The sequence below is a fragment of the Prevotella ihumii genome (assembly GCF_900155655.1).
Taxonomy (GTDB): Bacteria; Bacteroidota; Bacteroidia; order Bacteroidales; family Bacteroidaceae; genus Prevotella; species Prevotella ihumii.
Genome location: NZ_LT706987.1, coordinates 1,735,259 through 1,758,724, shown reverse-complemented (window position 1 = coordinate 1,758,724; position 23,466 = coordinate 1,735,259). Strand labels below are relative to the sequence as shown.

The window sequence follows — 23,466 nt, the reverse complement described above, 5'->3', positions numbered from 1 at the left end:
CTTTGTGTAACATTCTTGCTTTACTACCTTTGCCCGAAAAACTTATGTTTGTACTCAACGAAACAAATGTTTTTCGGGTTTGTTGCACTCCTGTGGATATGCGTCAGGGTATTGTTCGCCTGTCCCAATTGGTACGCCGCAATGACTTCAATCCTTCTGATGGTGTTGTCTACGTTTTCTACAATCGAGNGACGGAGGAGGAACTCACGAAAATGCTACCTTCAAACTTCAAATAACAAATAACCCTTATATGCTGCCAGACATATAAGGGTTATTTGTTGGTGTGAAAGTCGGCTAATATTGGATGCTTACCATATAAGGGTTATTTGTTGGTGTGAAAGGCGGCTAATATTGGATGCTTACNTACACCGCCATTATACTCTACGTGTGCCGCCCATTGTTTGTTCTTGGTAAGATTAAACTCGCGAGCTATTTCCCAATATGCACCCACCGTACCGTCGTTCTTATAGTCAATATCGGTGAAAAGAAAGGTAGAACCCCAACTATCGGGCTTAAACATTTCTACCGTTGTGGTGAGTGCAGGACGCGAATTTAAATCATCGTACATTGTCTTTCCAAGGTCGTAATGTACCTGCACATTTTGCGCCTGAACACCTGCAAAAGCTGCCATTGAAAATATGGCAAGGGATAAAAACTTTTTCATTGGTCTTTTAAGTTAACATTATTAATTAGGTGCAAAGTTATGTAAAAACCACGACTTATACAAGAAGTATTCAAGAAACATCTTCTCGCTGCTCCATACTTTTAATAAGTTTATGGCTGGTTCTATAAATTACCACCGCATATCGTCATTAAATTGTTATGAAATACGTTTTGTTATCTTTTGGCTTCTTATTATATAAAACAGGCTGCACCTCAACAATTCAAACAAGTTTGATTGCATTCGGCTTGCTCCGTTTTGGTTCAAAATGTAAGTTCGTTCAGTCGTGTAGCTCGCTACACTCCTTCACGCTCTTGCATTTTGACCTCAAAAATAAGCTCAAAATCTAACAAAGCTAATTTANTAGAGCCATACAAATGGATGAAGGAAGTTCTTTCAAGGCCCCTGCCGGACATGACGGAGGAGGAACTCACGAAAATGCTACCTTCAAACTTCAAATAACAAATAACCCTTATATGCTGCCAGACATATAAGGGTTATTTGTTGGTGTGAAAGTCGGCTAATATTGGATGCTTACGTCTAACGACCGATTTGGGATTATTGATGAAGCATAACAAAATGCTGCAAGTCCTCTTCACTTGCAGCATTTTGTTATACTATCTTCTTAATTTAGAATGTCCATTTGGCAGCTATCGTAGGNTATTCTTACAAGCAGGATTTTGGCTATTTCCCTGGTTGGGCTTCCATTGGGGGAATCATAGTCGGAGGTGAGAATCGTGACGGAAACACCAATGTGAGATTCCATCAAGAAGACACGCTCCGTCGCATTATGGACCGTGTAACCTCAGAACTTGGTGTGGTAATAGAGCGTTTCCGTGCTGATTGCGGATCGTTCTCAAAGGAAATTATCCAAACCGTAGAGCAGCGCTGCAACACGTTCTATATACGTGCAGTCAACTGCGGCAGCCGACACGAGGACTTCCGCCAGCTGAAAGAATGGAAGAGTGTTGAGGTTGGTTATGAGAAATGCGATGTCACATCCATCAGCATAGACAACTTAATAGAAGGAAAGTCATACAGGCTTGTCGTACAGCGTAGTCCTTTGAAAGACAAGGATGGCAAGCAACAGACGGATATGTTCGGAGTAATATACACATACCGCTGTATCCTCACCAATAACTGGACATCTACTGAGAAAGACATCATTACATTTTATAATGAGCGTGGAGCAAGCGAAAAGAACTTCGACATACAGAACAATGACTTCGGATGGTCACATCTGCCCTTTTCCTTTATGGCTGAGAACATGGTTTTCATGATGGTTACCGCCATGCTGAAGAACTTCTATCTCTATCTCGTCCGTCATATCAGCGATAAGGTCAAGCCATTGAAAAAGACAAGCAGGCTGAAAGCCTTTATCCTGCATTTTGTCAGCGTGCCAGCAAAATGGGTGCGCACTGGAAGGCGGAACGTTCTGAACCTATATACAAATAAAATCTACTACTCTGAGGTCTTCATTGAATAAACATCATTTTTTGTGGTTTTTCATACTTCCCCATTGGTTTGGGTGGGGGATTTTATGCTTAAAAAAGACCCAAAAAAAACACCGAAGCACCTCATATCAACATATAGAGCCCAAAAAGACATCTCAACATATAAAATTTTCTCACAAGAAAAAATACTGCGGAATTAAGGTGTTTTAAAAAATGAATATCAGGTGGGGAAACGAACTGCATTTGCTGCTCGACTTTTCCATTACCTTATGGTTAGAGAAATGTCGGTGTCCCCGACTGATAAGAACGAAGACACCGACAAAAAATTGTCTATTCTACTACTACTTTCTTGTTTCCAACAACATATACGCCCTTGCGCAGACCACGAAGTGTGGTTGTCTGGCGACGCACAAGTTTGCCGTCGATAGTATAAACATCTACAGGTTTTCCGTCTATGACAACGCTGTCGATTCCCGTAGGAATATTGACTTCAACCGGAGCAGACTCTGTTCCGTCGGCATAAATTGCTGTTACGGCATAGCGATTATTGCTTCCTGCAGCATTGTCTACATAATAGAACTGTTTAGCTGTTACCTTGTCGATACGCTCTCCCTCACGATAGATGCCATAGTGCGTAGGCACAGGCGTCGCTTTAATGAAAGTTACGTCGTCGATACCGAACATAAGACCAGTCTGCGGTGTCGTCTGATGGATTGCAAAGTAGGTCGTACCTGCGGGCACGTCAATGGTTATCTTTTCCCATTCGCCCGAAACGGCTTCTCGGTTCTTAACAACAGTGTTGGTGAAATGGGCAATCTCGTTGCCTGTTGTCGAACAAAGCACGTCGTAATTCTCAATATAAGCAACGTTGTTCACCATCATATTGTGCACATAGAACGAGATGGTTTGCGCCTGCCCAGAGAGTTTCGGACTGATAATCCAGTTATCGCTGTTCACATAAGTCTGTCCAGTGGCATCGAGTTCGTAAGGAACAGCAGCGTATTGCTTGCCCGAGGACGGCAGCAACCACGGATTAAGGCGTGGCACATCTTCGCCCAAGACATACGGATTGAAGATGATGTAAGCAAACTGCGTGAACTGGTTAGGATACCAAAGGTCGTTGAAGAAACCGCCTGCATAGCCCTTGTTGCCGTCCACCAGAGTCCAATCGCCGAACTCCGTAGACCATGCGTCGTAGCGTTCGAAGTCTTCCGTTACGGTCTGTGGCTCTATACTTGGAGCTCTCCATATAAGAGAGACTTTCGATTGTTCCCTTACTCCACGCAAATCCCGAACCTTTGGTTTTTCAGAATCTTCGAGTCTGATGATAAACTCGGCTTTGTTGTCGGTGTTATCCAAGTCCTTATCGTATTCAACTTCTGCCACTACCTTCATCTCTTTCGCTTCTGCGATGATGGCAGATGTAGGGACATCGAAGGTCAGCGTGCGATTATTGAACGATGCGATTGCCTCTGTCTGCTCGGAAGAAGCAATTTCCTTATCAGCAGACTTTATGCGTATGGTGAACTCTTCAGCACTGCGCTCGCCGATGTTTTCAACTTTCACATTCAGTTTGGCATTGCGTCCCTTGATAACCTTTCCTGTTCCAGATACGGTAACAGCCAAGTTGTATTGCTGAACCTCCATTATGCGAATGTTATCGACGAAGATTGGCGCACGGTTATCGCCGCCAATGGCTTTGAAACCAACGAATATGTAGCGTTCGTTTTCAAATCCTTCCAATGACAAAACTTCGGTCAGCCATGCTTCGTTCCCATTTATTTTAGAGTAATCAATGGTCTTCAGTTCGGTGCGTGTGCCGTCAGGACGCTGTGCAAACACAACAAGCTTGGTGTCGGGGAAATCTTTACGCCCGTAGTTGAATATCAATCTCGGGGCAGTAGTACCCATTAACGAAATCTTTCCTGTACCTAAAGTACTTTCATCGCCTGCATTTGTAGGCTCAAAGCAGAGTGCGCCACCGTCGTTGTCGTAAGCTACGCCACGTTTAATCTTCCATGATGTGCCCTTCGTATCAGCCAACCAAACTAATGAAGAGAGCGATGCATTGGCAAAACTCTCCTTGAATGGCACGTTATAAGCCTTACCAGCAATGAGTCGGGTGGTAGCTATGCTACTGCTTCCCAACTGGTTTTGCGCTGAAACACCCCAATAAACGAAGCGTTGTTGCTCGCCATCGTTGAGGTTGATAGACGTTACATCGAAGTTGGTGTTGTTCTTGAACGATGCCAAAGTATCGGTAGGTTCCTTCGCATTCTTCATCGAAATTACATTATAGGTAACCTCTTCGGGGAAGACAACGCCACCATTGGCTCCGACTGTAGAAATCTTGTCCCACGACAGGGTAGCCATTGTGCCCTTGTCCAATGCCTTCAAGCCTGTTGGTGCAGCTGGCATATCGGGTCCGACAAAGGCTTTCGCTACTGCTTCGCGTCCCGCTCCTGCCGTATTATAGGCTACTACCTTATATATATGTGCGCCCTTTGCAACGTTGTTGTCTTGATAGCTCACCCGCTTACCGCTTGTCAGTTGCTTCATTACACCGAGTTTAACATTGTCGCGGTATATCACTGCCGAATCCAACTGTGCAGCAAGTGCGTTGCCACCGATGGTTTTTGTAGGCAGAGTAAAGTTCAATGTGGCTTTTTCCGCACCTGTTTGGTCTACGGTTACGCTGAAATCGGTCGATGCATCGGGTGCCGTCAAGAGCGAACCGAGTGCCAATTGGAAGTTGCGAACATAGAAACGCCATTGTGCATAAGGGCTTCTGTCGTGAATAGCCAAACGATATGTGCCGTTTTTCGGTACTCTAATTTCGTAAGCGAACTTTGTCTGCGCTTTCGGAACGACTACTGGCTGACCCACTTTCGTATAGGTTGCAGGATTGTAGCCTTCGCCATAGGCAACCTCCATCACCTCCTTGTACTCTCCTGCAAGCGTATTGTAAGCCTCGAGCGAAACGGTGTAGAGTCGGTCGGCTTTCAGTTCAAACGGTGGCGACATAAGCCAATCGTCTGCTGCACCCTTAGGATTGTAGCCCGATTGTGCGCGTCCCTTCCAGTCGTCAGCCAATCCCCAATCCCATGTCTGGTTGTCGTCGTTGGCATCTACTGCTGTAAAGTTATTGAAAGACTCCTCGTCGTAGAAGCTCTCCTTGAACGGTGGCGTGAGCGCATTGCCGATAACGATTCCGTTAGATGCAATGCCCTTACCCTTGCGGTTGCCCGCTTTCGGTGTAACAACAAAGCTATACTTCTTTAATTCGGTAGCTGTGAATGCTACTGACAGACTTGTGCCTGCAACATCGGTCTGCACTTGTGCACCGTCAGGCATTCGCTTCACGTCATATTTCACATCGCCTACATATCCGCCATGCTCGCCTTTCGTTACGGCAGCCCATGTAACGACAGCGGTTGCACCGTCGTAGCTGAACTTCACTCGCTCTATATCAGCAGGAATATCGTAGCCTACCCATAGAGAATGTCTGACCTTGGGCGACGAGCCTGCATCGTTGGCAGTGGTAACGAGGAACTTTGTATCGCCACCAGCAACGGTTATCTCTGCATCTACCTTCGAACCTGCCACTGCAACGCCTTTCTTTATGGTGTCGTTGTTGGCAACAACATAGTAGGTAAGGTTGCCCGAAAGACTTTCACCGTTCATCTTCTTGCTTGGTGCAGTAAACTGTATGCGACCCGTAGTATTACCTTTGTCGAATACAAACTTGAGGTCTTCGATGCGTGCAGGAGCTTCTGGAGCTGCCGTATTCGCAGGAATAGTCAGTGCCAACACCTGCGTTTCGGCAGGCATATCGCCAATTTTGTTGGCACGTCCCGTAGCAAGGTCTACAGTATAGAGCACCGAATTTCCGTCTTGGTCTATGCTTGCCCAATAGAACGTGTTGGTTTTCTGGTCTATTTCGCCACTTTGCTGGTAATATTTGCCATACGAATCCTTCACGGTAACACCGGTCGAACCTACGAGTGTCTCCTTTCCGTCGGCAGTACTGATAGAGTATAGGTCGCCCTCGAGCGATATTCCATAGAGCGTTCCCTCCTTGCTGATGCCGAGAGCCACATACTGGTGTTCCGCCCAACCGATGAACTCGCGCTTCATTTTGGTATAGTCAATTACTCCCCATTGCAAGTTTGTACCGCTGTCGTCCCAGAACACGCCATAGATTTTGCCTGTATTGCGGTCTTGTGCCGTTTCCATAGCACACAAAGACAATCCGTCTTCGCCCAAATCATCGTCAGACAGCTGTTCCCAAGTGTCAATATCGTAGGTGGAATGATGTATTACGAACCGACCTTCCGCATACGCCATAAAATCCAAATACATTGCGTGGAAAACATCGCCCACAATGCCACAGCCCGAGTTTACCTCCATAAACTCTCGTATAACCAATGGATTGACTTGAATAGGAAGCGTCGTGCCCACAGAATACATACCATAAGCGGTTGAACCCGGCTTCCAGTTTTCTTGGCGGATAACATTGCCCCAAAGAACAGTTCCCGTTGCAGGGTCTTTCATTATAGGCGCACCAAATGGCTTCTGCAATGGTGCACCCGCTACTTGCAATAGCGGACTATCTGTATTAAGAAATGAACCGACAGGCATATTCAGTGTTGAACCCAACACCAAACCGCCTCGTCTGCTTGACAAGGCATCTCTCAATTTACTCTCACGCTGGCTGTTGCTCTGTGCCATTATTCCCAACGGCAAACACAGCAAAAAGGCTAAAAAGCCAGCAAACATAAAGTTTGACTTCTTTTCCATAAGCAATAAATTTAGTATTTAAAATGTTACTACGATGATGACAAAGATATTTTTTTTCATTTCGTGCCTGCATACGGCTGCCCAACCTTACTTCTCTACCACCAAATGTGTGGCGTTGGCAGTGCGCACGGTGTAGCTGTCTTGCGTCAAAGCTACGTGCCGACCTGCCTGAAGATTGCTATTTTTCTTTCAGATTACTGATTGTAACGTTCCCTGCCCTACCTCTGTATAAATTAAGGTATAAGGCTATGTATGGTTTTTAATTATCTTTTCTTATTGGTAAATATCTACTAATTTTTGCAAAAATAAAAATATTATTTTAACTACACAAACGAAAAGAAGAAAAATCGTGATATTTTTCAACATTCTGCCAATTCGTTATACGATAACAAAGGAAAACTGCTAATGGGTGAGAACATTACTCTGACAGAGCCTGCTGCGAGGATAGCACGCTTTATAGGCAAGTCCAAGTATCTACTGCTGCTGTTCAAAATGCGCACAAACAGTGTAAATATTTTTCGCAAGTGTATATCTTGTATAACTATCTATATATCAACGTGTTGCAAAACCTATTGTTTTGCACTGCAATATAATTATAAAATTGTATCTAATTGAAAATAAAGAAGTTACCTTGTTGGTATAACTAAACAGGTAACGATTTGGAAACGAGCGAGCTACTTCAAGTTGCTGTTTTCTACCTAACAAAGAACGCTTGTTATTCTATCTGCAAAGATAATACTTTGTTACCGAATAACAAGCGTTCTTGATGAAAAACACACATAATTTTACCAGCTTGAATGAAACAAGTGGTTGGACTTATAGTTTCTACTTACAAATCTAAAACTTTTCACCTTGTAATGCTATCCAGTTTGAACATTCTGAGGAAATAGTCCTTTTTAGATTTGCATTAAGCATCTTACATACGTTCTTTATTATATTATGGACATCCTCCTTGGTGGTATTTCTCTTTAGTAATGTGGTATTCGGCAAATAACACCTCGTGCCATTATTACCTATGATTATATCCTTAAAACCATACTCTTCAATTAATGTATTCCTAACTTCGGTATGTCTGCTATCTATATCGTAGGTTAACAGCACATTGTATGTTCTTTCCATATTGTTTGTATTAATAGTTAATAAATTCTTATTGTCAACTAGCAAATAATGTGCCAACAATGAAAGTATTGTTATTCAAATTTTCTACAGCCTTCGTCCTTTCTTTTTCCTATTGGCTTGGTATCTGAGCTTACGTTGCCATGCGGTCTCGGCATAGTCCTCGCCATGTGTCATTGGCGTAATCATTCCACCTACTCCCTCCACCAATTCATCGGCTGCGCTGATAGCTGTATCTGCCATCGCTCTTATAGCCTGTGCGATTTGTGGAGTATCCTCCGTTGCTCGTGGGCTGTATGAAAGTCTTGGGGGTACGAGTTGATAGCCAGCATCCTTAGTATCTGTATGCTCTGACGATTTGCGTATTACTTGGGCAGATACATTCGTCTCGGCTTTCTGACTTGCCTCGAAATTCTTTTGCAAGGAATGGTAGCCAAACTCCCTGCCCACTTCCGATGCCTTGAAAGATTGTCCGCCAAATGAGAACTTCAAACCATAGACCTTGCCCTGCTTGTTCTTCATACGCTCTATGGAAATGCCGTTCTTATTCAGTTCATAGAGGAACATGGAGTGTCCCGTGATGCCTGTTCCTTTATACTTCTCAAGCAGGGTATAGCAAACATTCTGTATTTGATGCTTTGTCTGCTCTCTTGTTGGATTGGCTTTTGCCTTTGGGTGTTTTCTTTCTGCCTTGACTTCTTTTGCGATAGTCAAGTTTTTCTCCCTGCTTATTTCCTCCGCTACCCTCGCTGCCTTGTTGCTTACAAAGGTGGTATCATAGACCTCTCCGTACAGACTGATACGGTTGGCAATAATGTGAATATGTCTGTTGTCGGTGTCCTTGTGCGTTACCGCCACCCATTGGTGGTTGTCAAGTCCCATTCGCTTGGCAAACAAATGGGCTATTCCCATAAGTTCTGACACAGGTAGCTTTCTTTCGTCTTGTGGTGCGATACCGATTTCGATGCGGAGGAACTTGTTTCTGCATCGTGTGTTGTAATCGCTGACCACTTTCATTTCCTCGTAGATAGCCTTCGGTTCCCTGCTGCAAAGGTTGTGGAAGGCAAGCCGATTGCCAAGCTTGCCCTCCCGAAAAATATACTCCAGCGCATTGCTGCCGTGCGCTATTGCCTTACACTTTCCTATCATCTCTTGTCATATTTAAGACCTTATATATCTCATCATCCACACGAAAATGAGGGTCGTAAAACCGCTTAAATGCTTCTTTGGCACATAGCGAAAGGTTCTTAGTGATATGTACCCACCTTTCATCCTTTACCTTGATGAGGTTGGAAATCTGCCCATAGAACCGTCCTGTATGCTGAAGTATACAAATGGCTTCCATTTCATTGTCGGTCATCCTAGGAACGGCTGCCACCTCTCCATTTAGGAGTATCTCACGACAGTAATCGGAGAACTTACGCCCCGCACTTTCCGCCTTTGACTTGATACGCTGCTTTTCCTCTAAGGTGCATCTAACCTTGATGAACTCTGTCTTGTTCATCTTCTGCTCTTCCTTATTCTGTTGCTGCCATTTGGCAGTCTTTTTATTATATCTGTTCATATATGCTTCTTTGAAAGTTAATCATTATAGATGATTCATTGTCTCTTAATTCTTGAATGCTGACCGATGAGAACGGAGTGATTACGGTCTTATCTCCCCGATAGTCTGACGAGGGGAGCTGGGCGCAGTTTGTGGGTACAAACTGACGTCTTGCAATGCTACCGAACAAACCATTTACGCTTAAAACGTTTTATAGCTTAAAAACGAATGCCGTGCATTCTATGACTAACTGCATTCGTGGCATTCTCACAGAGAACTAAACCGAAGAAGAAAAGGTAGACCTATTTTGAAGAAGGGGTAGACCTTTTTCCAGAAAACCGTCTACCTTTTCTTACGGCTTACAGTCTTCTCCATTTCTCTATGTCCTCACCATATTCCTCCAGATGCTGACGAACGATGTTCTCAACGAAGCTTGAAAGGTTGCTGCCCCTGTCGCCTAATCTACGCACAATGAAGTCGGCACGCTCCTGTGTTTCCCTACTCAGATAGACTGCCTTACGGTTGTTTAACTTGGTCGGCACAAGATAGGCTTGCTTGTAGGCTTCGAGTGTTTTCTTTCTCATCTTGGCACTGATACGTCTTTGAACAGTTGCACTCTCAGTGTTCCGTGCAGGGTCGGAGTGCATGGTATTCTCTGTGTCCTGCTTGTTTGTTGGTCTTTCTCTTTCAGGAACCGCAGTCGCTTCTTGTGAAGTAGAATCGTCCTCTGCTTCATCTTCCACGCCCAAGAACCATGAAAGGTCTTTGTCGCTCATCATAGTTTTCTTTTCCATTTCTATTTCATTTTAAGTTTGACTTGTTTTGATTTCTTGTTTTGTCCTGTAATTGATATGTGTGTCTGTTCCTGCGCTTTCCGTTTCTGCTGCTCACGGGCACGGCTGACATGATATTCGTTGAGATCCTTGAAGTCTTTGTAATGTATGTTCATGTCCTCAACATGGAAGCCTGCCTTTATGAAATCTTGAACAGCCCTCCGTCCTGCTTCGTCATTGTCAAGGAAGGAACGGATATGGGTGAGGTGTCGGTCATTCAAATAGCGGATAGTCCTTGCCACGTTGCTCACGGAGTTCATCACAAGGCAGTGGTTGGTAATCTCTTCTTTCATTGAAAGGAAGGAGAGGAAGTCCATGAAGCCTTCAAAGATACATACTGGCTCCGCTCTGTCCGTGAATATCGGAGTAATGTCCTTCGGGGCTATCGTTCCCTTGAACGTCATGTCGTCCCGAAGCTCATAGCCGCTAGAGAGATTGGTAAAGCCGATGGCTTGATAGCGCCTGCCCCTTACCTCATAGCTGATACATTTGAGGAATGGCATAGCCTTTTCCAAGTTGATGCAACGCACCTTTGTAAGGTACTCCTGAAAATGTGGTGGTAGGGTGTCTGATATTTCTATCAGTCTCCTTGCTCCATTTACAGCCATTACAGGCTGGGTGTTGTTTGGTGCGAAGCCATTACGAGAACTATATGTGCCATTATCGGGAGCGTTCTGCCCCAAATGGCGGATAGCTTCAGATAGCGTGCAGCCCTCCATACGCATACAGAGGTCGATGATGCTTCCGCCCCTACCTTCGCCATAATCTATCCAAAGGTTCTTCTCAGTGTCCACCTTAAAACTCGGATGCGTTTCCTCCCTGAGCGGTGAACGGTACATGGCATAGGTCGGTGTTTTGCGGACAGGTTTGATACCTTTCCTTTCGAGATACTCCACGATGGGGTATCGTTTGATACGTGATAAATCTTCTTCTTTCATTGTTTTGATACTTTAATGGGTTGAATGATAATTATTTATGTTTGTCTGTGTTTATGGTTTTACCTTTTCCAAAGTTTTTCCCCTCCAAACTTTTTCATCTTTCTTCTTACTACATACTATTCTGTGATAAGTGATTGATAATCAGTGTTACTTTGTAGTATAAGACAATACTACACATTCTACTACATTTGGCTACTACAAGTGTGAAGGAGCGGGCATGGCAAGATTTTCCTAATCTTGTAGACATAGATGGGGCTACCACCATTTCTTCGTTTGCTCACCTTTATGTATCCTGCTTTCTTCAAGGCTTCGCCCATCCGCTTGGCAACAAGTGGCTGGTGGGTATAAATACCCAGATAGGTAAGTATCTCCGTAGTGGTCATTAACGAATATCTTTCATCCTCCGTTGGCTTTTCAAAACAACGCAACAAAAGCTCCATCTCTGCAGTTTGTACTTGAAAGTCCTCACTCTCTCTGTATAGTTCGGCAATCTCATCATCATCAAACCAATAGCGGAAGCCCATATTCAACAAGGCTTTAGCTTCCGCATAGATATTGTCCATCGAGATAGCTTTTGCTCTCTCAATATCTATGGAAAGCACTTCAAAGGGCAGGAACCGTCTGCTGCCTGTCGGGTCGGTAAGAAAATCGTTGCCGTTCACCGATGCCACAAAGCTTGCCAAGTGGGGATGTTCCTCCACATACTTGTCGTATGGCATACGGTATTTGACCATCGGGCAGGTAATGAGGTTCTTCAGTTCGTTCTCATCCCGCTTATTGAGGGCTTTTAGCTGGTCGTCTATGTTTACGATAAGGTTCTGACCGATATAAGTGAGTGTGTCTTTCTCCTGCGGATATATTTTTCCTGTGTAACTGTAACCGTGCAGTGCTGGGGGACAGAGCAGATCAAGGAACGTGGTCTTGAACTTTCCCTGCTCACCTGTCAACACAAGGCAGGTATGATTACGGCACTCACGGTCGTCCATCGCATTGGCGACCACCGCCACAAGCCATTTGGTAAGATACGGCAACCATTTGTTAGAATTACGGACAACAACGCAGCTTGCCAAATCGGGAATCGCTTTCAATGAAAAGGGAGAACTACTGCTTACATCCACCAATGGCAATCCCTTGAAATACTCCTGTATGGGATTGATACGTGGAGAGAAGCTGCTCTCGATAATTGAATAGAGGTTGTCGGAAGATGTGATAATCCCCACATCGTTGTCAAGTTCCCTGCGGAGCGTGTTGATTTCATAGCGCCCCACCTTTGTGAAATCGCTGCTATTCATTCTGCGGTATTCGGTTCGTCCCAATACCGTGTTGTATCTGAACTCATAGCGAGAGGAGAGATAGGCTTCTATCTCCGAGTTCTTGGAAAACTTCCTTCTTGTATGAAATTCGCTGTTTCCGCCCTCAGATTTGCCTTTATCTGCATTCTTCTTCATTATATGATTGGTTTGGTTTCAAAGAGTGAAGTTATGAAGAGAACAGGAAAGTGCCAAGCATTCGGAGAGTGCTTGCATAATGTTGCGCACATTGGCAATGAATTTCTCACGGATTTCAGGTAGGAAACTGTCGGAAAGCATGGATTTAAGCCCCAAACAAGAGGACAAGTATAGAAATGATGCAAGAAAGGAATGTGTTTATTTGCTCCAATCCGAATAGCATTGCGTCAGATAAAACGGATATGATAAAATGGAGTATGGAGGCAAAGAAAGAGAGCGACAATCCCTTTGTCTTTTCCTTGTTTTTCCCTGTATTTCCTTGCTGCTCTCTCGTGCTTTGAAGTATGGCAAACACATCATACTTTTGCAGACAGAAACGTGCATTAAGGCGCAATACAAAAAGGAATTACAAACAAAACAACAATAAAATTATGGGATATTTTATCATTACGGATTCAAACTGGGCAAAGCTGAGGAACGAGATACTCAGCCTTGCCGAGACATGCCACAAGGCATTCGGGGAACAAAGCAGGCATACCGATTGGCTGCACAACGGGGATGTGTGCAGGCTGCTCAACATCAGCAAGCGTACCTTACAGCACTATCGTGATACGGGTGTCTTGCCCTTTGCCCAAATCGGGCATAAGTGCTACTACAAGCGTGAGGATGTAGAATGGCTGTTACAGACAAAATCGGAGAAATCAAAAACAGACAAATAAAAGAACGAGAAATAAGACAAGAGAACGATGGAACAGGTAAGGGACTTAAACACGGAGGCTGACGATATGCAGGTGGTGCTGTCCGCTATCAGCAGTGTAAGTAGAAGGATAAAGGAAGTAGCACAGACCCACAAACCGCTGTTTGGTGGAGAACATTTCCTCACAGGTAAAGAAGTATGCGAGAGGCTGTATATCAGTCCTCGCACCTTGCAGGACTATCGGGATAGGGGAATTATCCCCTACACTCAGTTTGCAGGGAAGATACTCTATAAGGAGTCGGATTTGGAAAGGTTGTTGGAGGATAACTATAAGGAGTAGCAAACATGTTCTCTTCTGAATATGTTATAAAATCTAAAATAATCAACAATGTGATTGATTATTACACTTTTGTGTAATGTATATATGCTTTATTACATCTACTTTTGCCTAAAATAATTGTTTCATTATGGAAGAAAGATACAGCAGAAACAGGCTCTATATGAGTGAGAAAGAGCAAAGTGTGATAAAGGATTATAAGATATTCCTTGGTGGTGCAGGTATCGGCAGCATTGTGGCAGAATGTGCCTTGCGGTTTGGCTTCGAGCATATTACCATTGTTGATGGCGATAAGGTAGAGCAAAGCAACCTGAACAGGCAGAACTATACAGAGAATGATATTGGCAGATACAAGGCTGAGTGCTTGGCTGAGCGTTTGCTAAGCATCAATCCTGATGCACAGATAGATTACCATACAGAGTTCCTTAACCCTGATAACATCGAAGAGATGCTGAATGGGCATAATGTAGCCATCAATGCATTGGACTTTAAGGATAAAACTCCATTCGTCTTTGATGAAATTTGCAAAGAAAGAAAAATCCCAGTACTGCACCCATACAACTTTGGTTGGGCTGGCTTTGTTACGGTTGTAGACCCATTGGGGCATTCTTTATCTGAACTGACTGAAGAGCCAAAGGGATTTGAATTAAAGGTAGCTGAGTATGTTACTGGACACGGGGCTTTTTGGAATCAACCTAAAGAGTGGTTAGACAAAATTGTAACCCAATATAAAAAGGAAAGCGAAATGCTTCCACCTCTACAACTGTCCATAGCATCATGGATTGCAGCAGGCTTGTGTACAACGGCAATGTACAATCTTGCTACAGGAAAACCTGTGAACTATTTTCCTAAATTCTATCTCTCTTCGCTTTTGCCGTAAGTTATTTTTTCAGAAGAGTTTGTTTAAGGTAGCTCTTGAAATAGCTTCGGTGATATTCGTCACGCCTAATTTGTCAAAGGCGTGGCGTTTATAGGTTTTGATAGAATCTAACGAGCGGCACATTCTGTTCGCAATTTCCGTCATGGTAAGCCCTGCTGCTGATAACCGTAGCACTTCAAGTTCTTCTTCTTTGAGTGATATTCCATCACGTTCTTTCCACCGATGCCCTTCGAAAGAATATTTCCAATAGTTAAGATTACCCTTTTTGTGAAACTCTACATGTCCCACTGTTTTATGTGAAGATAGTGATACGACACACATACCAATCCATATATTGCCTTCATCTGTCAATAGAATGGGAGTAAGCTGGTGATTAATCAACTTACTTTTTGTTCCACTCTTCAGATGAAAATGATATGACATGGAACATTGGTATTTATCAACATTGTCGAAAGTATCAAAGAACTTAAACCCACTTTTATTCAGCTCAACAAGCATTTTTAGTTCTTCCTCTGGTACATATTTCAAATAAAAACTATACCCCAATTCCTTCACCTCCTTTGCTGTATGACCACAAAGAAACAAAGGATTATCTGATACATAAAGAAACTCCTGCTTATAATAGTCTATCAAATAAATGCTCTGATAGGTTACACGTGCAAAGGACTCTACTGTATGAATCAATGTTGACAATACATTTGAATCGTAATCTGGTGCATTACGCACGGTGTTCGATGCTATAAAGAAATCTTTTATGTCTGTCATATATGCTAAACGTGCTAAGATTCTCTGATATATTTCACTACAAAAGTACATTTTTAATGCGAAATACCGCAAAAAGATTACACAAAAGTGTAAAAAACAAAGAGAGAAATGAAGATTTACACAAAAGTGTAATAGGTGATATTTGCATAAGAAGTATTTTTGCCATATAAATCAAGAAACAAAAAGCATTATGGAAAAACAGATTGCAACATTTAAGGACTACGCTATCTTCATGGCAGACAAAACGAGTCTGTTGGAAATAGCACAGTTTGTGGTCAAGGAAAATTACTCCCATCACTTATCTTCATTTACAGAGAAAGAAGTAAATGAAGATATCAAATCAGTGCTTGAAGAAGAGGAATATCTGTATGATAACAAATCTCATATTTATATTGCAAGGGATGCCTTTGGGAATATAATTGGCTGCATCAGGAGTTTCCATTGGGATAAACACAAGACTCTTCCTATTGAAAAAATATACGGAATAAATCCACTGAATGCTATTCACGGGGAAAGTAAATATAGTTTTTGGCATATCGGGCGCTTTGCCGTTGCAAAGGATTCGGGAATATCCACATTGACATTGTTCAAGCGGCTAATGGCATTGGCAGTAAAACCGATAGTAGAGGACAAGTACAGCTATATGATAGCAGAGATTGACAGCAAACTATTGAAAGTAATGAAGGGCTTGGGATTTGGCACACGTCAAATAGGGAAATCCATAGATTACCTGACATCGGAAACTGTTCCTGTATGTTCCAGTAAGAGAGGTATAATGGGGTTCTTTTCAAAGTATGGTGAACTTTGCAAGGCTGCATGATTACACTTTTGTGTAATATTTCAGACAACAAATTCAGAATTACACAAAAGTGTAACGATATAATTTGGAGAAACCAATACATTTGCAACATCGAAAGACAAGAAAAGTTGTCGGCATATCATGATGTTGACTCCAAAATTATAATAAGACAATACATATAATAAATAATATAATGTTTATGAAAAAGAAAATTCTCACGTTGCTCATGTCTGGCTGCTATGGTATTCTTGCTGCACAAACTACGGGAACGGTCGTAGATGAAAACAAGCAACCATTACCAGCTGCAACGGTTTCGTTGTTTCGTGAAAGCGAAAATAAGATGATTAGTGGAGTAGTAACTGATATGAATGGCGGCTTTGAACTGAATACGCATGAAGGAGAGAACTATAGAATAAGGATATCTTTTGTTGGGTATTCTACGCAGGAAATTAAATGCCAAAACATTTCTAAGCACCTTTCGGTGGGTACAATCATGTTGGAACCAGAAAGTAAGCAGCTTAATGACGTTACAGTGATCGCCAACAACGTAATACAAAAAGCTGACCGCCAAATAATTATCCCTAATCTGCTTCAGCAAAAAACATCAAGCAATGGTTTAAGTTTGTTGCAGCATCTTCAGCTTTCACGAATCTCTGTAAATACGCTTGACAGTAAGGTGACTACCACTATGGGGGATGCCGTAGAGTTACGTATTAATGGTGTAAAGGCAGAGATACAGGAGGTGAAGGCTCTCTTGCCGGCAGACGTATTGAGAATAGAATATCATGATAATCCTGGTCTAAGATACGGAAATGTAGCTGCCGTAATTGACATTATCTTAAAAGAAAAGAAGAATGGTGGAAGCATCTCCGGAGAGTTTATGAACACTATCAATCCCTTAGGTATAGGAGATTATCAGTTATCGGGTAATTATCATGTAGGTAAGTCAAACTTCAAGGCATCTGTAAACTGGAATCGACGTGATGTAAACTGGTTACGTGAAAACATGGAGGCTTTCCATGCAACGACCCCCAGTATCAGTAACTATGAGATAGGGCAAAAGACAAAGGCACGATATGACAACATCAATCTATCCATAGGATACGATTACATAAATAGCGGAAACATATTGAGTGTTACTTTTCGTGATTTATATAACAATACGCCTCATGCGGTATCTGATAGAAATTCCAAACTTATTCAGGATAGCAATACATTCGATATCAAGGACCGCACCAAGTCAAGGAGCAACAATCCATCGTTAGATATTTATTATCAGCATGAGTTTACCAAGGATCGGCATCTGTTCTTTGACCTGATAGGAACATATATCAATACTAAAAACGACCGTTTATATCGCCAATCTCTGGGGAATGCTGTGCAGGAAATAACTTCCCATGTCAATGGCAATAAATATTCGACCATAGCTGAAGTTATTTACGAGCAGAAAATCAAGGATTCGCGGTTGTCATTCGGTCTGCGACATCAGCAGATGTACACAAAAAACGCATATGATGGAAACACATCCTCAAGCGTAAAGATGAATACAGGTGAGAGTTATGGTTTTGGAGAATGGGCTTCAAAGTTAGGAAAACTGGATTATATGGTAGGTGTAGGTGCTATGAGAACCTATGTTAGCCAAGGAAATGCCAAACAGGTAAAATATATATTTCGTCCAACTATTCAGCTGGGGTACCGTTTCAACAATTATCTGTCAATACGCTACAAAGCCTACATGGGAGGCTACGCACCCTCACTTGCCGAATTAAGCGATGTTGAACAACACATAGACATTTACCAAATACGCCGTGGAAATCCAAATCTACAGGCGGTCAGATTTTTCTCTAATGAACTATCAATTAGCGTAGGAACAAAATATATTAGTGCAGAATGGTTTACTCGTTATAGCTATGATGATAAACCATATATGGAAGAAACAACCTATTCGAATGGCTTCTATGTTAGGAGTTATGCCAATCAAAGAGGCTTCCATCGTCTGAACTCTCAAATAAACCTAAAAGTACAACCTTGGAGGGATTATATGTCCATCCAATTTACCCCATTTGTCAATCGCTATATCAGCAATGGCAATACCTATACGCATACACATACTAACTGGGGCTTGCGTGCCAACTTAATGGGAATGTACAAGAATTGGTATGTAGGCGCCAATCTTGAGACAAGTTTTCATAGACTGTGGGGGGAGACACTTAACAAAGATGAGAAATCACATAGTATAGTTTTTGGGTACAATAGAGAAAAATGGGGTGTAGAACTCCAGTTGCAGAACATCTTCAGTTCACGTTATGAAATGTCTGTAGAAAATCTTTCCCATCTTGCTCCTTATAATCAAATGGTATGGTCGAAAAATCTATGTAAGGTTTTTGGCATAGACTTTCATTTCAACCTGAACTTTGGAAAGCACGGTTCTGAGGTGAACCAACGTATTCATAACTCTGATACTGATGCAGGTATTGTGCCAACAACGAAGTAGCAGATAAATATAAATTCACGTACAGATAAAGAGGATGTCGAAAATCTTTAAAAGAGTAGACGTTATTAAATACTTTTAGCCTTATGGCAGAAATTAATTTAAAAAAGCTCCTTGATGAGTCCATGTTGAAAGAAATCGATCAAGATTGCATTATTTTGAACGAAGAGCAGGCCGACGAATTATACGGAGGAGCAGAATGGGGTTACTATGGTAACTGTTCATTCGGTAATTGTCACTAAGACAGTTACAAAATGAGTATTAGGGGATGCTAACTCTGGAGCGTGAGTTTTACTCCGACAATAGCATTCCCTTTTTTCTAATATTATAACATAGAAAATGGAAAATAAACTTAAACTCTCAGCATATTTATTTAAGAATTTATATCACATTAAGAGACATCAATTAGGTCTCTTCTTTTCTGGAAGAACAGCAAAAAACATTTTTGTATCAGCTAACACCTATAATTCTGTCATCAATGAAGATTTTAGGCATATAGACAAAAATACAATGGAGTTATTAATTAAAGCAAAGGTGCTTGTTCCAAAGGAAGAAGACGAGTTTAGATCAATAAACATAGAAAACCAAAAGATTTTAAAGAAGCAAAGACAGTACCATAGTGAGCACCTATATATGTCCATTCAACCAACTGATAAATGTCAATTTGCTTGTAACTATTGTGGTCAAGAGCACAACCATGCAGAAATCAGTATAGATACCATAGAATGTCTCATCAAACAGATTGATATTAAATTATCTGCACATGATTATCAGGACATGGAAATAGGATGGTTTGGAGGAGAACCGTTATGCGCCTTAGATAAAATGCGTATAATCAATAAGCATATAAAAATTCTGACAAATAAGCATAAGATTAAAAATCTATCTCATATAACTACAAATGGCTATATACTCACGCCAGATGTATATAGAGAGTTAAAGGAACAATTTAATTGCAGGAGGATAGAAATAACAATAGATGGAGATAAGGAATTCCATGACAAGCACCGTTTCACGTGTAGCGGTAAAGGAACTTTTGTTAAATTATACAACAATTTAAAGTCTATAGTCTCAAGCCCATACTATGATAAGACTAAATGCATGATAACCATTCGATGTAATATTGATCAAAGTAATATAGATGGTGTTATTCCACTTTTACATAAACTGTACAATGATGGGATGCAGGATAAAATTCGTTTTTATTGTGCATGTGTTGTTTCATGGGCAAACAATGGTGCTGGTGATGCCAAGACATGGAAGATAATTGGGAAAAAGTCTACAGAGTATATACTTTATATGCTAACGCATGGTTTTAGAACAGAGATTCTTCCGCACAGAAGTGGGCCTTATATATGTATTGGGACAATGAAAGAGTCCTTAATGTATGATGCTTATGGTAATATTTACGACTGTTCGGAGACAGCCTATTCTACAAGATATTTAGGAGGTCCATTGCATTTGGGCAATATACATAACCGAGGTAATAAGCGCAAAAATAGTGCCTTAGCGACCATTCCCCACATGTTGTTAAGTGGTCAGATTAAACAGTGTAAAGATTGTAAGTATTATCCTTTATGTGGAGGATTATGTCCACTTGCATTATATGAGAAAGAACCTAGATGCCCTATGTTTATATATAATATAGAGGATCGCATGCTAATAAATGCTATATACAGACTTAACCATATAAAATAATAACATAATGCATATAATTCAAACATATAGTCAGTTAAGAAGTTATGGACTGAACTTTTGCGGAGGTTATTTATCTCCACTAGTCAATTGGCTATCAATAGCATTGAGTGGATTACTCTTAAAAGAGTATAACCCACAAATACCCCTTTGTATGTATACAAATTTTGAGTTAAAACATATATTTAAAGATTTGTTTCTATTGCCATATGATACATACTTCATATTGGATGACATCAAGAATGAGTATAGGGATTTTTACTGTTACCCTAAAATTCAAACATATAGTATGCAAAATGCTCCCTTTTTGCATATAGACTGTGATGTGTTTTGCAAGGAAGCGCTCAAGAAGCGCTTATTAACAGCAGACTTAGTAGCCCAGCATGAAGAAAACGATTCAAATTTCTACATGTTAGTACTAAACCATTTGAAATCATGCAATGCGATAATTCCTGATTACATGAGAGTATGTTTCGGTGAAAATAATATACATTCATATAATGCAGGGGTATTGGGTGGTAATAATGTGTTCTTTTGGAAAGAGTACATTGAATATGTTAAAGATTTTTTATCAAGCAATGCTAATAGTATAAGAAAGTCAGACAAGAAGTTTCTTTATAATGTTGTTTTTGAACAATGGATTTTTTATGCCTTAGCACATACAAAAAGAATCAAGGTTGAAACATTTATTAAGGGTGTTGTTAAGGATTTTGTTATGCCTTGGGGAACAGTCCCTGACCAAGTAGTGGAAGCTAACAATCATCCTTATATTCACATAATGAATTACAAAAGTCATCCACGCTGTAATAGCTATATCATTAGGCAAATGTATAGGAAGTATCCAGAGTATTTTGACCGAATACTCTATGTATGCCATAAAAATGATATTTGTCAAAAAATCACACTAAAAGGTATTGCAAATAGTGAGTATGAGAAAAGAGCAATAGAATATGAAAAAATATCTAATGGAGACTTATTAAACTCTATAATTTCAATTTCTCCTGATGTTAAATTCATAAGTAATAAAAAAGTTTCAACATTACCTGATAAAAAGGAATGCAAACAGGAGGGATATCTAAAAACATACAATACATATCTTGCGCAGAATGTGTATATAAAATACGACTCTGTTATGACAAATCTACTTAAAATATTTAGGAAGCCTATTCGGTTAAACGAAATAATAACAGACTTGAATCCCTTTCAACAAGAATATTTAATTACAAGTATTCGCAAGGGATTATTTGATAATGTATTAATTATATGACACCATAAAATAACAAAACATAGTGCATACTTTATAATTAATACTTTGGTGGCATGAGCATAATGCTACACTAATGTATTTTAAGTGTACTAATTATATAGTCATATACACTCAGAAGGTTTAATACTTATACAACCTAAAATTAAGGTTTTTGTTAGTAGCTTAAAGGTATTTTTAGAAAAAGATTTTGTTTTATTAATATTATTGCATACATGAGGTTTTTACAGACATATTACAGTTTCTCCACAGATGAAGATCCTATGTTCGATAAAGCAGGATTTCTCTCACCTGAATTTCATTGGATAACTATGGCTATTAGTTGCCTTTTACTAAAGCAGCATTATGGTCATGTTACGCTGTATTGCAATTCCACAGCTAAAAAAGTTGTTGAAGAATTGTGTATTCCTTATGATCAGATAGTAACAATTCCGAATATTATGGAAGGGTATTCTGGCTATGAATTATGGGCTTTGCCAAAATTATATACATACAGTGAACAGCATGAACCATTTTTACATGTAGATTGTGATTTTTTGTTGTATGACAGCTTACCAGATTCCTTTTGGAAAGCAGACTTATTCGCACAAAATATTGAGTATGACGATCAATTGTATAATCGTAAGTGCATAGATCGTTTCATACAAGTTGGAGGAAAAATTCCCAATTTTGCAGATATAGAGCTTAAAAATAAGATTATTAGTGTGGCTAATGCAGGCGTACTCGGAGGAAATGATGTGAAATTCATTCAATACTACACAGAACAAGCATATAGATTTATATATAACAATGATAGGATTTTGAAACTTAATCATGACGGTTTTATAAATTCTGTTTACGAGCAACTTTTCTTTTATTGCCTAGCTCAAAAATATAATAAAACTATAAGCTACTGCACTGAAGGTGAAAAATTAAGTACTTTGTTTGATTGGATGAATCTTGATATGTCGTGTTTGAAAAAACACGGCTATTGTCATATGCTTGGAAATATAAAAAAAAGAAATGATGCACAAATTTTTGCATCAAGGCTTCTAGAAAAAATAGATCCTGCTTTACATCATCATATAATCAATACATATATCCAGCATGGCGGTATCCCAATATCTAATTATCTGAATTTTATAGATACTCCTTATATCCATCATTACAGGACTTCCAACGAAATATTAGAAAGGTCACGTAGTTTTAAAGTTTCTAAAAATTATGATATAGGAAAAATAATGAAAGAAAGAATCTATACCGAAATTAAGAAACTGGACAACACGTGCATCAAAGTTGAGAAACAACTAGAAGATAATAAGAAGGAATTTTTTAAAAAGCAGTATACTTGCATTAATAGCTTTTGGGAAAATGAGAGATTATATGAGAGTAATTGTCAGTTTATTTTAAATCCTTTTATTAGCTTGACAGATATATCATCAGAAACATTGATGTATATTACAAAAAATCAAAAAATTGAAAATAAAATGTATAAAGTTGTAACTATACCAGATGCTTTTCGTCAAACAGTTTATGAAGTAGTTGCTCGTGGAACGGTTGAAACTATTATAGACTATCTCCTACAGGAGCATACAGCAACAGCCTCCGATATAATAGATAATGTTTGTGCACTATCACAAAACAAATATGGTAAAGAAGAGTATGAAGCTAATTTAAGATATGTAGAAAGAATTATTTACCGGATGATAGAAAACTGTATTTTAACAATATCGAATATCTAACGTCCAGTTTTATTTTTGACTATT

Annotated in this window: 18 protein-coding genes and 2 pseudogenes; 11 read left to right on the top strand and 9 right to left on the bottom strand. The window is 40.4% G+C overall.

The window, feature by feature from the left end:
- Window positions 1-44 precede the first annotated feature (44 nt).
- Window positions 45-236 carry an IS66 family insertion sequence element accessory protein TnpB gene (tnpB, locus tag CZ367_RS07980; RefSeq protein ID WP_237581607.1) on the top strand — a complete coding sequence of 64 codons (192 nt, stop codon included), beginning with the start codon at window positions 45-47 and terminating at the stop codon, window positions 234-236.
- Between the two features lie 89 nt (window positions 237-325).
- Here the strand turns inward: tnpB and CZ367_RS07975 are convergent.
- Window positions 326-664: pseudogene (locus tag CZ367_RS07975) on the bottom strand (DUF5020 family protein); the annotation flags it as partial.
- Between the two features lie 658 nt (window positions 665-1,322).
- Here CZ367_RS07975 and CZ367_RS07965 point away from each other — a divergent pair.
- Window positions 1,323-2,147, top strand: a pseudogene (locus tag CZ367_RS07965) (IS1380 family transposase); the annotation flags it as partial.
- Between the two features lie 298 nt (window positions 2,148-2,445).
- Here CZ367_RS07965 and CZ367_RS07960 read toward each other — a convergent pair.
- From CZ367_RS07960 to CZ367_RS07925, 7 genes are all read right to left on the bottom strand, one after another.
- Window positions 2,446-6,915: a choice-of-anchor J domain-containing protein gene (locus tag CZ367_RS07960; protein ID WP_237581603.1), complete on the bottom strand. Its 4,470-nt coding sequence runs from the start codon at window positions 6,913-6,915 to the stop codon at window positions 2,446-2,448.
- An 837-nt stretch (window positions 6,916-7,752) separates the two neighbouring features.
- A complete protein-coding gene (locus CZ367_RS07950; RefSeq protein WP_023926014.1) occupies window positions 7,753-8,034 on the bottom strand; it encodes a hypothetical protein in 282 nt (93 codons plus the stop codon).
- Window positions 8,035-8,118: 84 nt separating this feature from the next.
- The gene (locus CZ367_RS07945) at window positions 8,119-9,180 is read right to left on the bottom strand and encodes a relaxase/mobilization nuclease domain-containing protein (protein ID WP_008446581.1); all 1,062 of its coding nucleotides are present in this window, start codon (window positions 9,178-9,180) and stop codon (window positions 8,119-8,121) included.
- Window positions 9,164-9,595 carry a plasmid mobilization protein gene (locus CZ367_RS07940; protein ID WP_008446711.1) on the bottom strand — a complete coding sequence of 144 codons (432 nt, stop codon included), beginning with the start codon at window positions 9,593-9,595 and terminating at the stop codon, window positions 9,164-9,166. The genes CZ367_RS07945 and CZ367_RS07940 overlap by 17 nt, the downstream gene beginning before the upstream one ends.
- 338 nt (window positions 9,596-9,933) lie before the next feature.
- Complete coding sequence (locus tag CZ367_RS07935; protein ID WP_036854278.1) at window positions 9,934-10,368, bottom strand: DUF3408 domain-containing protein; 435 nt, start codon at window positions 10,366-10,368, stop codon at window positions 9,934-9,936.
- Window positions 10,369-10,370: 2 nt separating this feature from the next.
- Window positions 10,371-11,345, bottom strand: coding sequence for a toprim domain-containing protein (locus tag CZ367_RS07930; protein ID WP_008446543.1), 975 nt, complete (start codon window positions 11,343-11,345; stop codon window positions 10,371-10,373).
- Window positions 11,346-11,527: 182 nt separating this feature from the next.
- Window positions 11,528-12,793: a virulence-associated E family protein gene (locus CZ367_RS07925; protein ID WP_008446599.1), complete on the bottom strand. Its 1,266-nt coding sequence runs from the start codon at window positions 12,791-12,793 to the stop codon at window positions 11,528-11,530.
- A gap of 431 nt (window positions 12,794-13,224) precedes the next feature.
- On the opposite strand from CZ367_RS07925, the gene CZ367_RS07920 reads away from it, so the two are divergent.
- The 3 genes from CZ367_RS07920 to CZ367_RS07910 all read left to right on the top strand — a co-directional run bounded on the left by CZ367_RS07920 (window position 13,225) and on the right by CZ367_RS07910 (window position 14,707).
- Window positions 13,225-13,512, top strand: a complete 288-nt coding sequence (locus CZ367_RS07920; protein ID WP_007574553.1) for a helix-turn-helix domain-containing protein — start codon at window positions 13,225-13,227, stop codon at window positions 13,510-13,512.
- Between the two features lie 27 nt (window positions 13,513-13,539).
- Window positions 13,540-13,830: a helix-turn-helix domain-containing protein gene (locus CZ367_RS07915; protein ID WP_008446653.1), complete on the top strand. Its 291-nt coding sequence runs from the start codon at window positions 13,540-13,542 to the stop codon at window positions 13,828-13,830.
- Window positions 13,831-13,957: 127 nt separating this feature from the next.
- Complete coding sequence (locus CZ367_RS07910) at window positions 13,958-14,707, top strand: ThiF family adenylyltransferase (protein ID WP_077196427.1); 750 nt, start codon at window positions 13,958-13,960, stop codon at window positions 14,705-14,707.
- A gap of 9 nt (window positions 14,708-14,716) precedes the next feature.
- Here CZ367_RS07910 and CZ367_RS07905 read toward each other — a convergent pair whose 3' ends face one another.
- Window positions 14,717-15,472, bottom strand: a complete 756-nt coding sequence (locus CZ367_RS07905) for a response regulator transcription factor (protein WP_077196426.1) — start codon at window positions 15,470-15,472, stop codon at window positions 14,717-14,719.
- A gap of 190 nt (window positions 15,473-15,662) precedes the next feature.
- Here CZ367_RS07905 and CZ367_RS07900 point away from each other — a divergent pair, with 190 nt between their 5' ends.
- The 6 genes from CZ367_RS07900 to CZ367_RS07880 all read left to right on the top strand — a co-directional run bounded on the left by CZ367_RS07900 (window position 15,663) and on the right by CZ367_RS07880 (window position 23,442).
- Entirely contained in the window at window positions 15,663-16,292 is a 630-nt protein-coding gene (locus CZ367_RS07900) for a hypothetical protein (protein ID WP_008446642.1), read from the top strand.
- A gap of 178 nt (window positions 16,293-16,470) precedes the next feature.
- Window positions 16,471-18,765, top strand: a complete 2,295-nt coding sequence (locus CZ367_RS07895) for a TonB-dependent receptor (RefSeq protein WP_231551773.1) — start codon at window positions 16,471-16,473, stop codon at window positions 18,763-18,765.
- An 83-nt stretch (window positions 18,766-18,848) separates the two neighbouring features.
- The gene (locus tag CZ367_RS15405; RefSeq protein ID WP_009434700.1) at window positions 18,849-19,004 is read left to right on the top strand and encodes a hypothetical protein; all 156 of its coding nucleotides are present in this window, start codon (window positions 18,849-18,851) and stop codon (window positions 19,002-19,004) included.
- Window positions 19,005-19,101: 97 nt separating this feature from the next.
- Entirely contained in the window at window positions 19,102-20,460 is a 1,359-nt protein-coding gene (locus CZ367_RS07890) for a radical SAM/SPASM domain-containing protein (RefSeq protein WP_008446465.1), read from the top strand.
- A 7-nt stretch (window positions 20,461-20,467) separates the two neighbouring features.
- The gene (locus CZ367_RS07885) at window positions 20,468-21,724 is read left to right on the top strand and encodes a DUF6734 family protein (protein ID WP_008446699.1); all 1,257 of its coding nucleotides are present in this window, start codon (window positions 20,468-20,470) and stop codon (window positions 21,722-21,724) included.
- Between the two features lie 212 nt (window positions 21,725-21,936).
- A complete protein-coding gene (locus tag CZ367_RS07880; RefSeq protein ID WP_009434704.1) occupies window positions 21,937-23,442 on the top strand; it encodes a DUF6734 family protein in 1,506 nt (501 codons plus the stop codon).
- Window positions 23,443-23,466 lie beyond the last annotated feature (24 nt).

Excerpts from the sequence above, each read along its gene's own strand:
- CZ367_RS07930 (WP_008446543.1), bottom strand. The coding sequence starts at position 11,345 with ATGAAAGAAGAAGATTTATCACGTATCAAACGATACCCCATCGTGGAG.
- CZ367_RS07890 (WP_008446465.1), top strand. The coding sequence starts at position 19,102 with ATGGAAAATAAACTTAAACTCTCAGCATATTTATTTAAGAATTTATAT.
- CZ367_RS07945 (WP_008446581.1), bottom strand. The coding sequence starts at position 9,180 with ATGATAGGAAAGTGTAAGGCAATAGCGCACGGCAGCAATGCGCTGGAG.
- CZ367_RS07915 (WP_008446653.1), top strand. The coding sequence starts at position 13,540 with ATGGAACAGGTAAGGGACTTAAACACGGAGGCTGACGATATGCAGGTG.
- CZ367_RS07925 (WP_008446599.1), bottom strand. The coding sequence starts at position 12,793 with ATGAAGAAGAATGCAGATAAAGGCAAATCTGAGGGCGGAAACAGCGAA.
- CZ367_RS07885 (WP_008446699.1), top strand. The coding sequence starts at position 20,468 with ATGCATATAATTCAAACATATAGTCAGTTAAGAAGTTATGGACTGAAC.
- CZ367_RS07905 (WP_077196426.1), bottom strand. The coding sequence starts at position 15,472 with ATGACAGACATAAAAGATTTCTTTATAGCATCGAACACCGTGCGTAAT.
- CZ367_RS07910 (WP_077196427.1), top strand. The coding sequence starts at position 13,958 with ATGGAAGAAAGATACAGCAGAAACAGGCTCTATATGAGTGAGAAAGAG.
- CZ367_RS07920 (WP_007574553.1), top strand. The coding sequence starts at position 13,225 with ATGGGATATTTTATCATTACGGATTCAAACTGGGCAAAGCTGAGGAAC.
- CZ367_RS15405 (WP_009434700.1), top strand. The coding sequence starts at position 18,849 with ATGGCAGAAATTAATTTAAAAAAGCTCCTTGATGAGTCCATGTTGAAA.
- CZ367_RS07960 (WP_237581603.1), bottom strand. The coding sequence starts at position 6,915 with ATGGAAAAGAAGTCAAACTTTATGTTTGCTGGCTTTTTAGCCTTTTTG.
- CZ367_RS07895 (WP_231551773.1), top strand. The coding sequence starts at position 16,471 with ATGAAAAAGAAAATTCTCACGTTGCTCATGTCTGGCTGCTATGGTATT.
- CZ367_RS07935 (WP_036854278.1), bottom strand. The coding sequence starts at position 10,368 with ATGGAAAAGAAAACTATGATGAGCGACAAAGACCTTTCATGGTTCTTG.
- CZ367_RS07940 (WP_008446711.1), bottom strand. The coding sequence starts at position 9,595 with ATGAACAGATATAATAAAAAGACTGCCAAATGGCAGCAACAGAATAAG.
- CZ367_RS07900 (WP_008446642.1), top strand. The coding sequence starts at position 15,663 with ATGGAAAAACAGATTGCAACATTTAAGGACTACGCTATCTTCATGGCA.
- CZ367_RS07880 (WP_009434704.1), top strand. The coding sequence starts at position 21,937 with ATGAGGTTTTTACAGACATATTACAGTTTCTCCACAGATGAAGATCCT.
- CZ367_RS07950 (WP_023926014.1), bottom strand. The coding sequence starts at position 8,034 with ATGGAAAGAACATACAATGTGCTGTTAACCTACGATATAGATAGCAGA.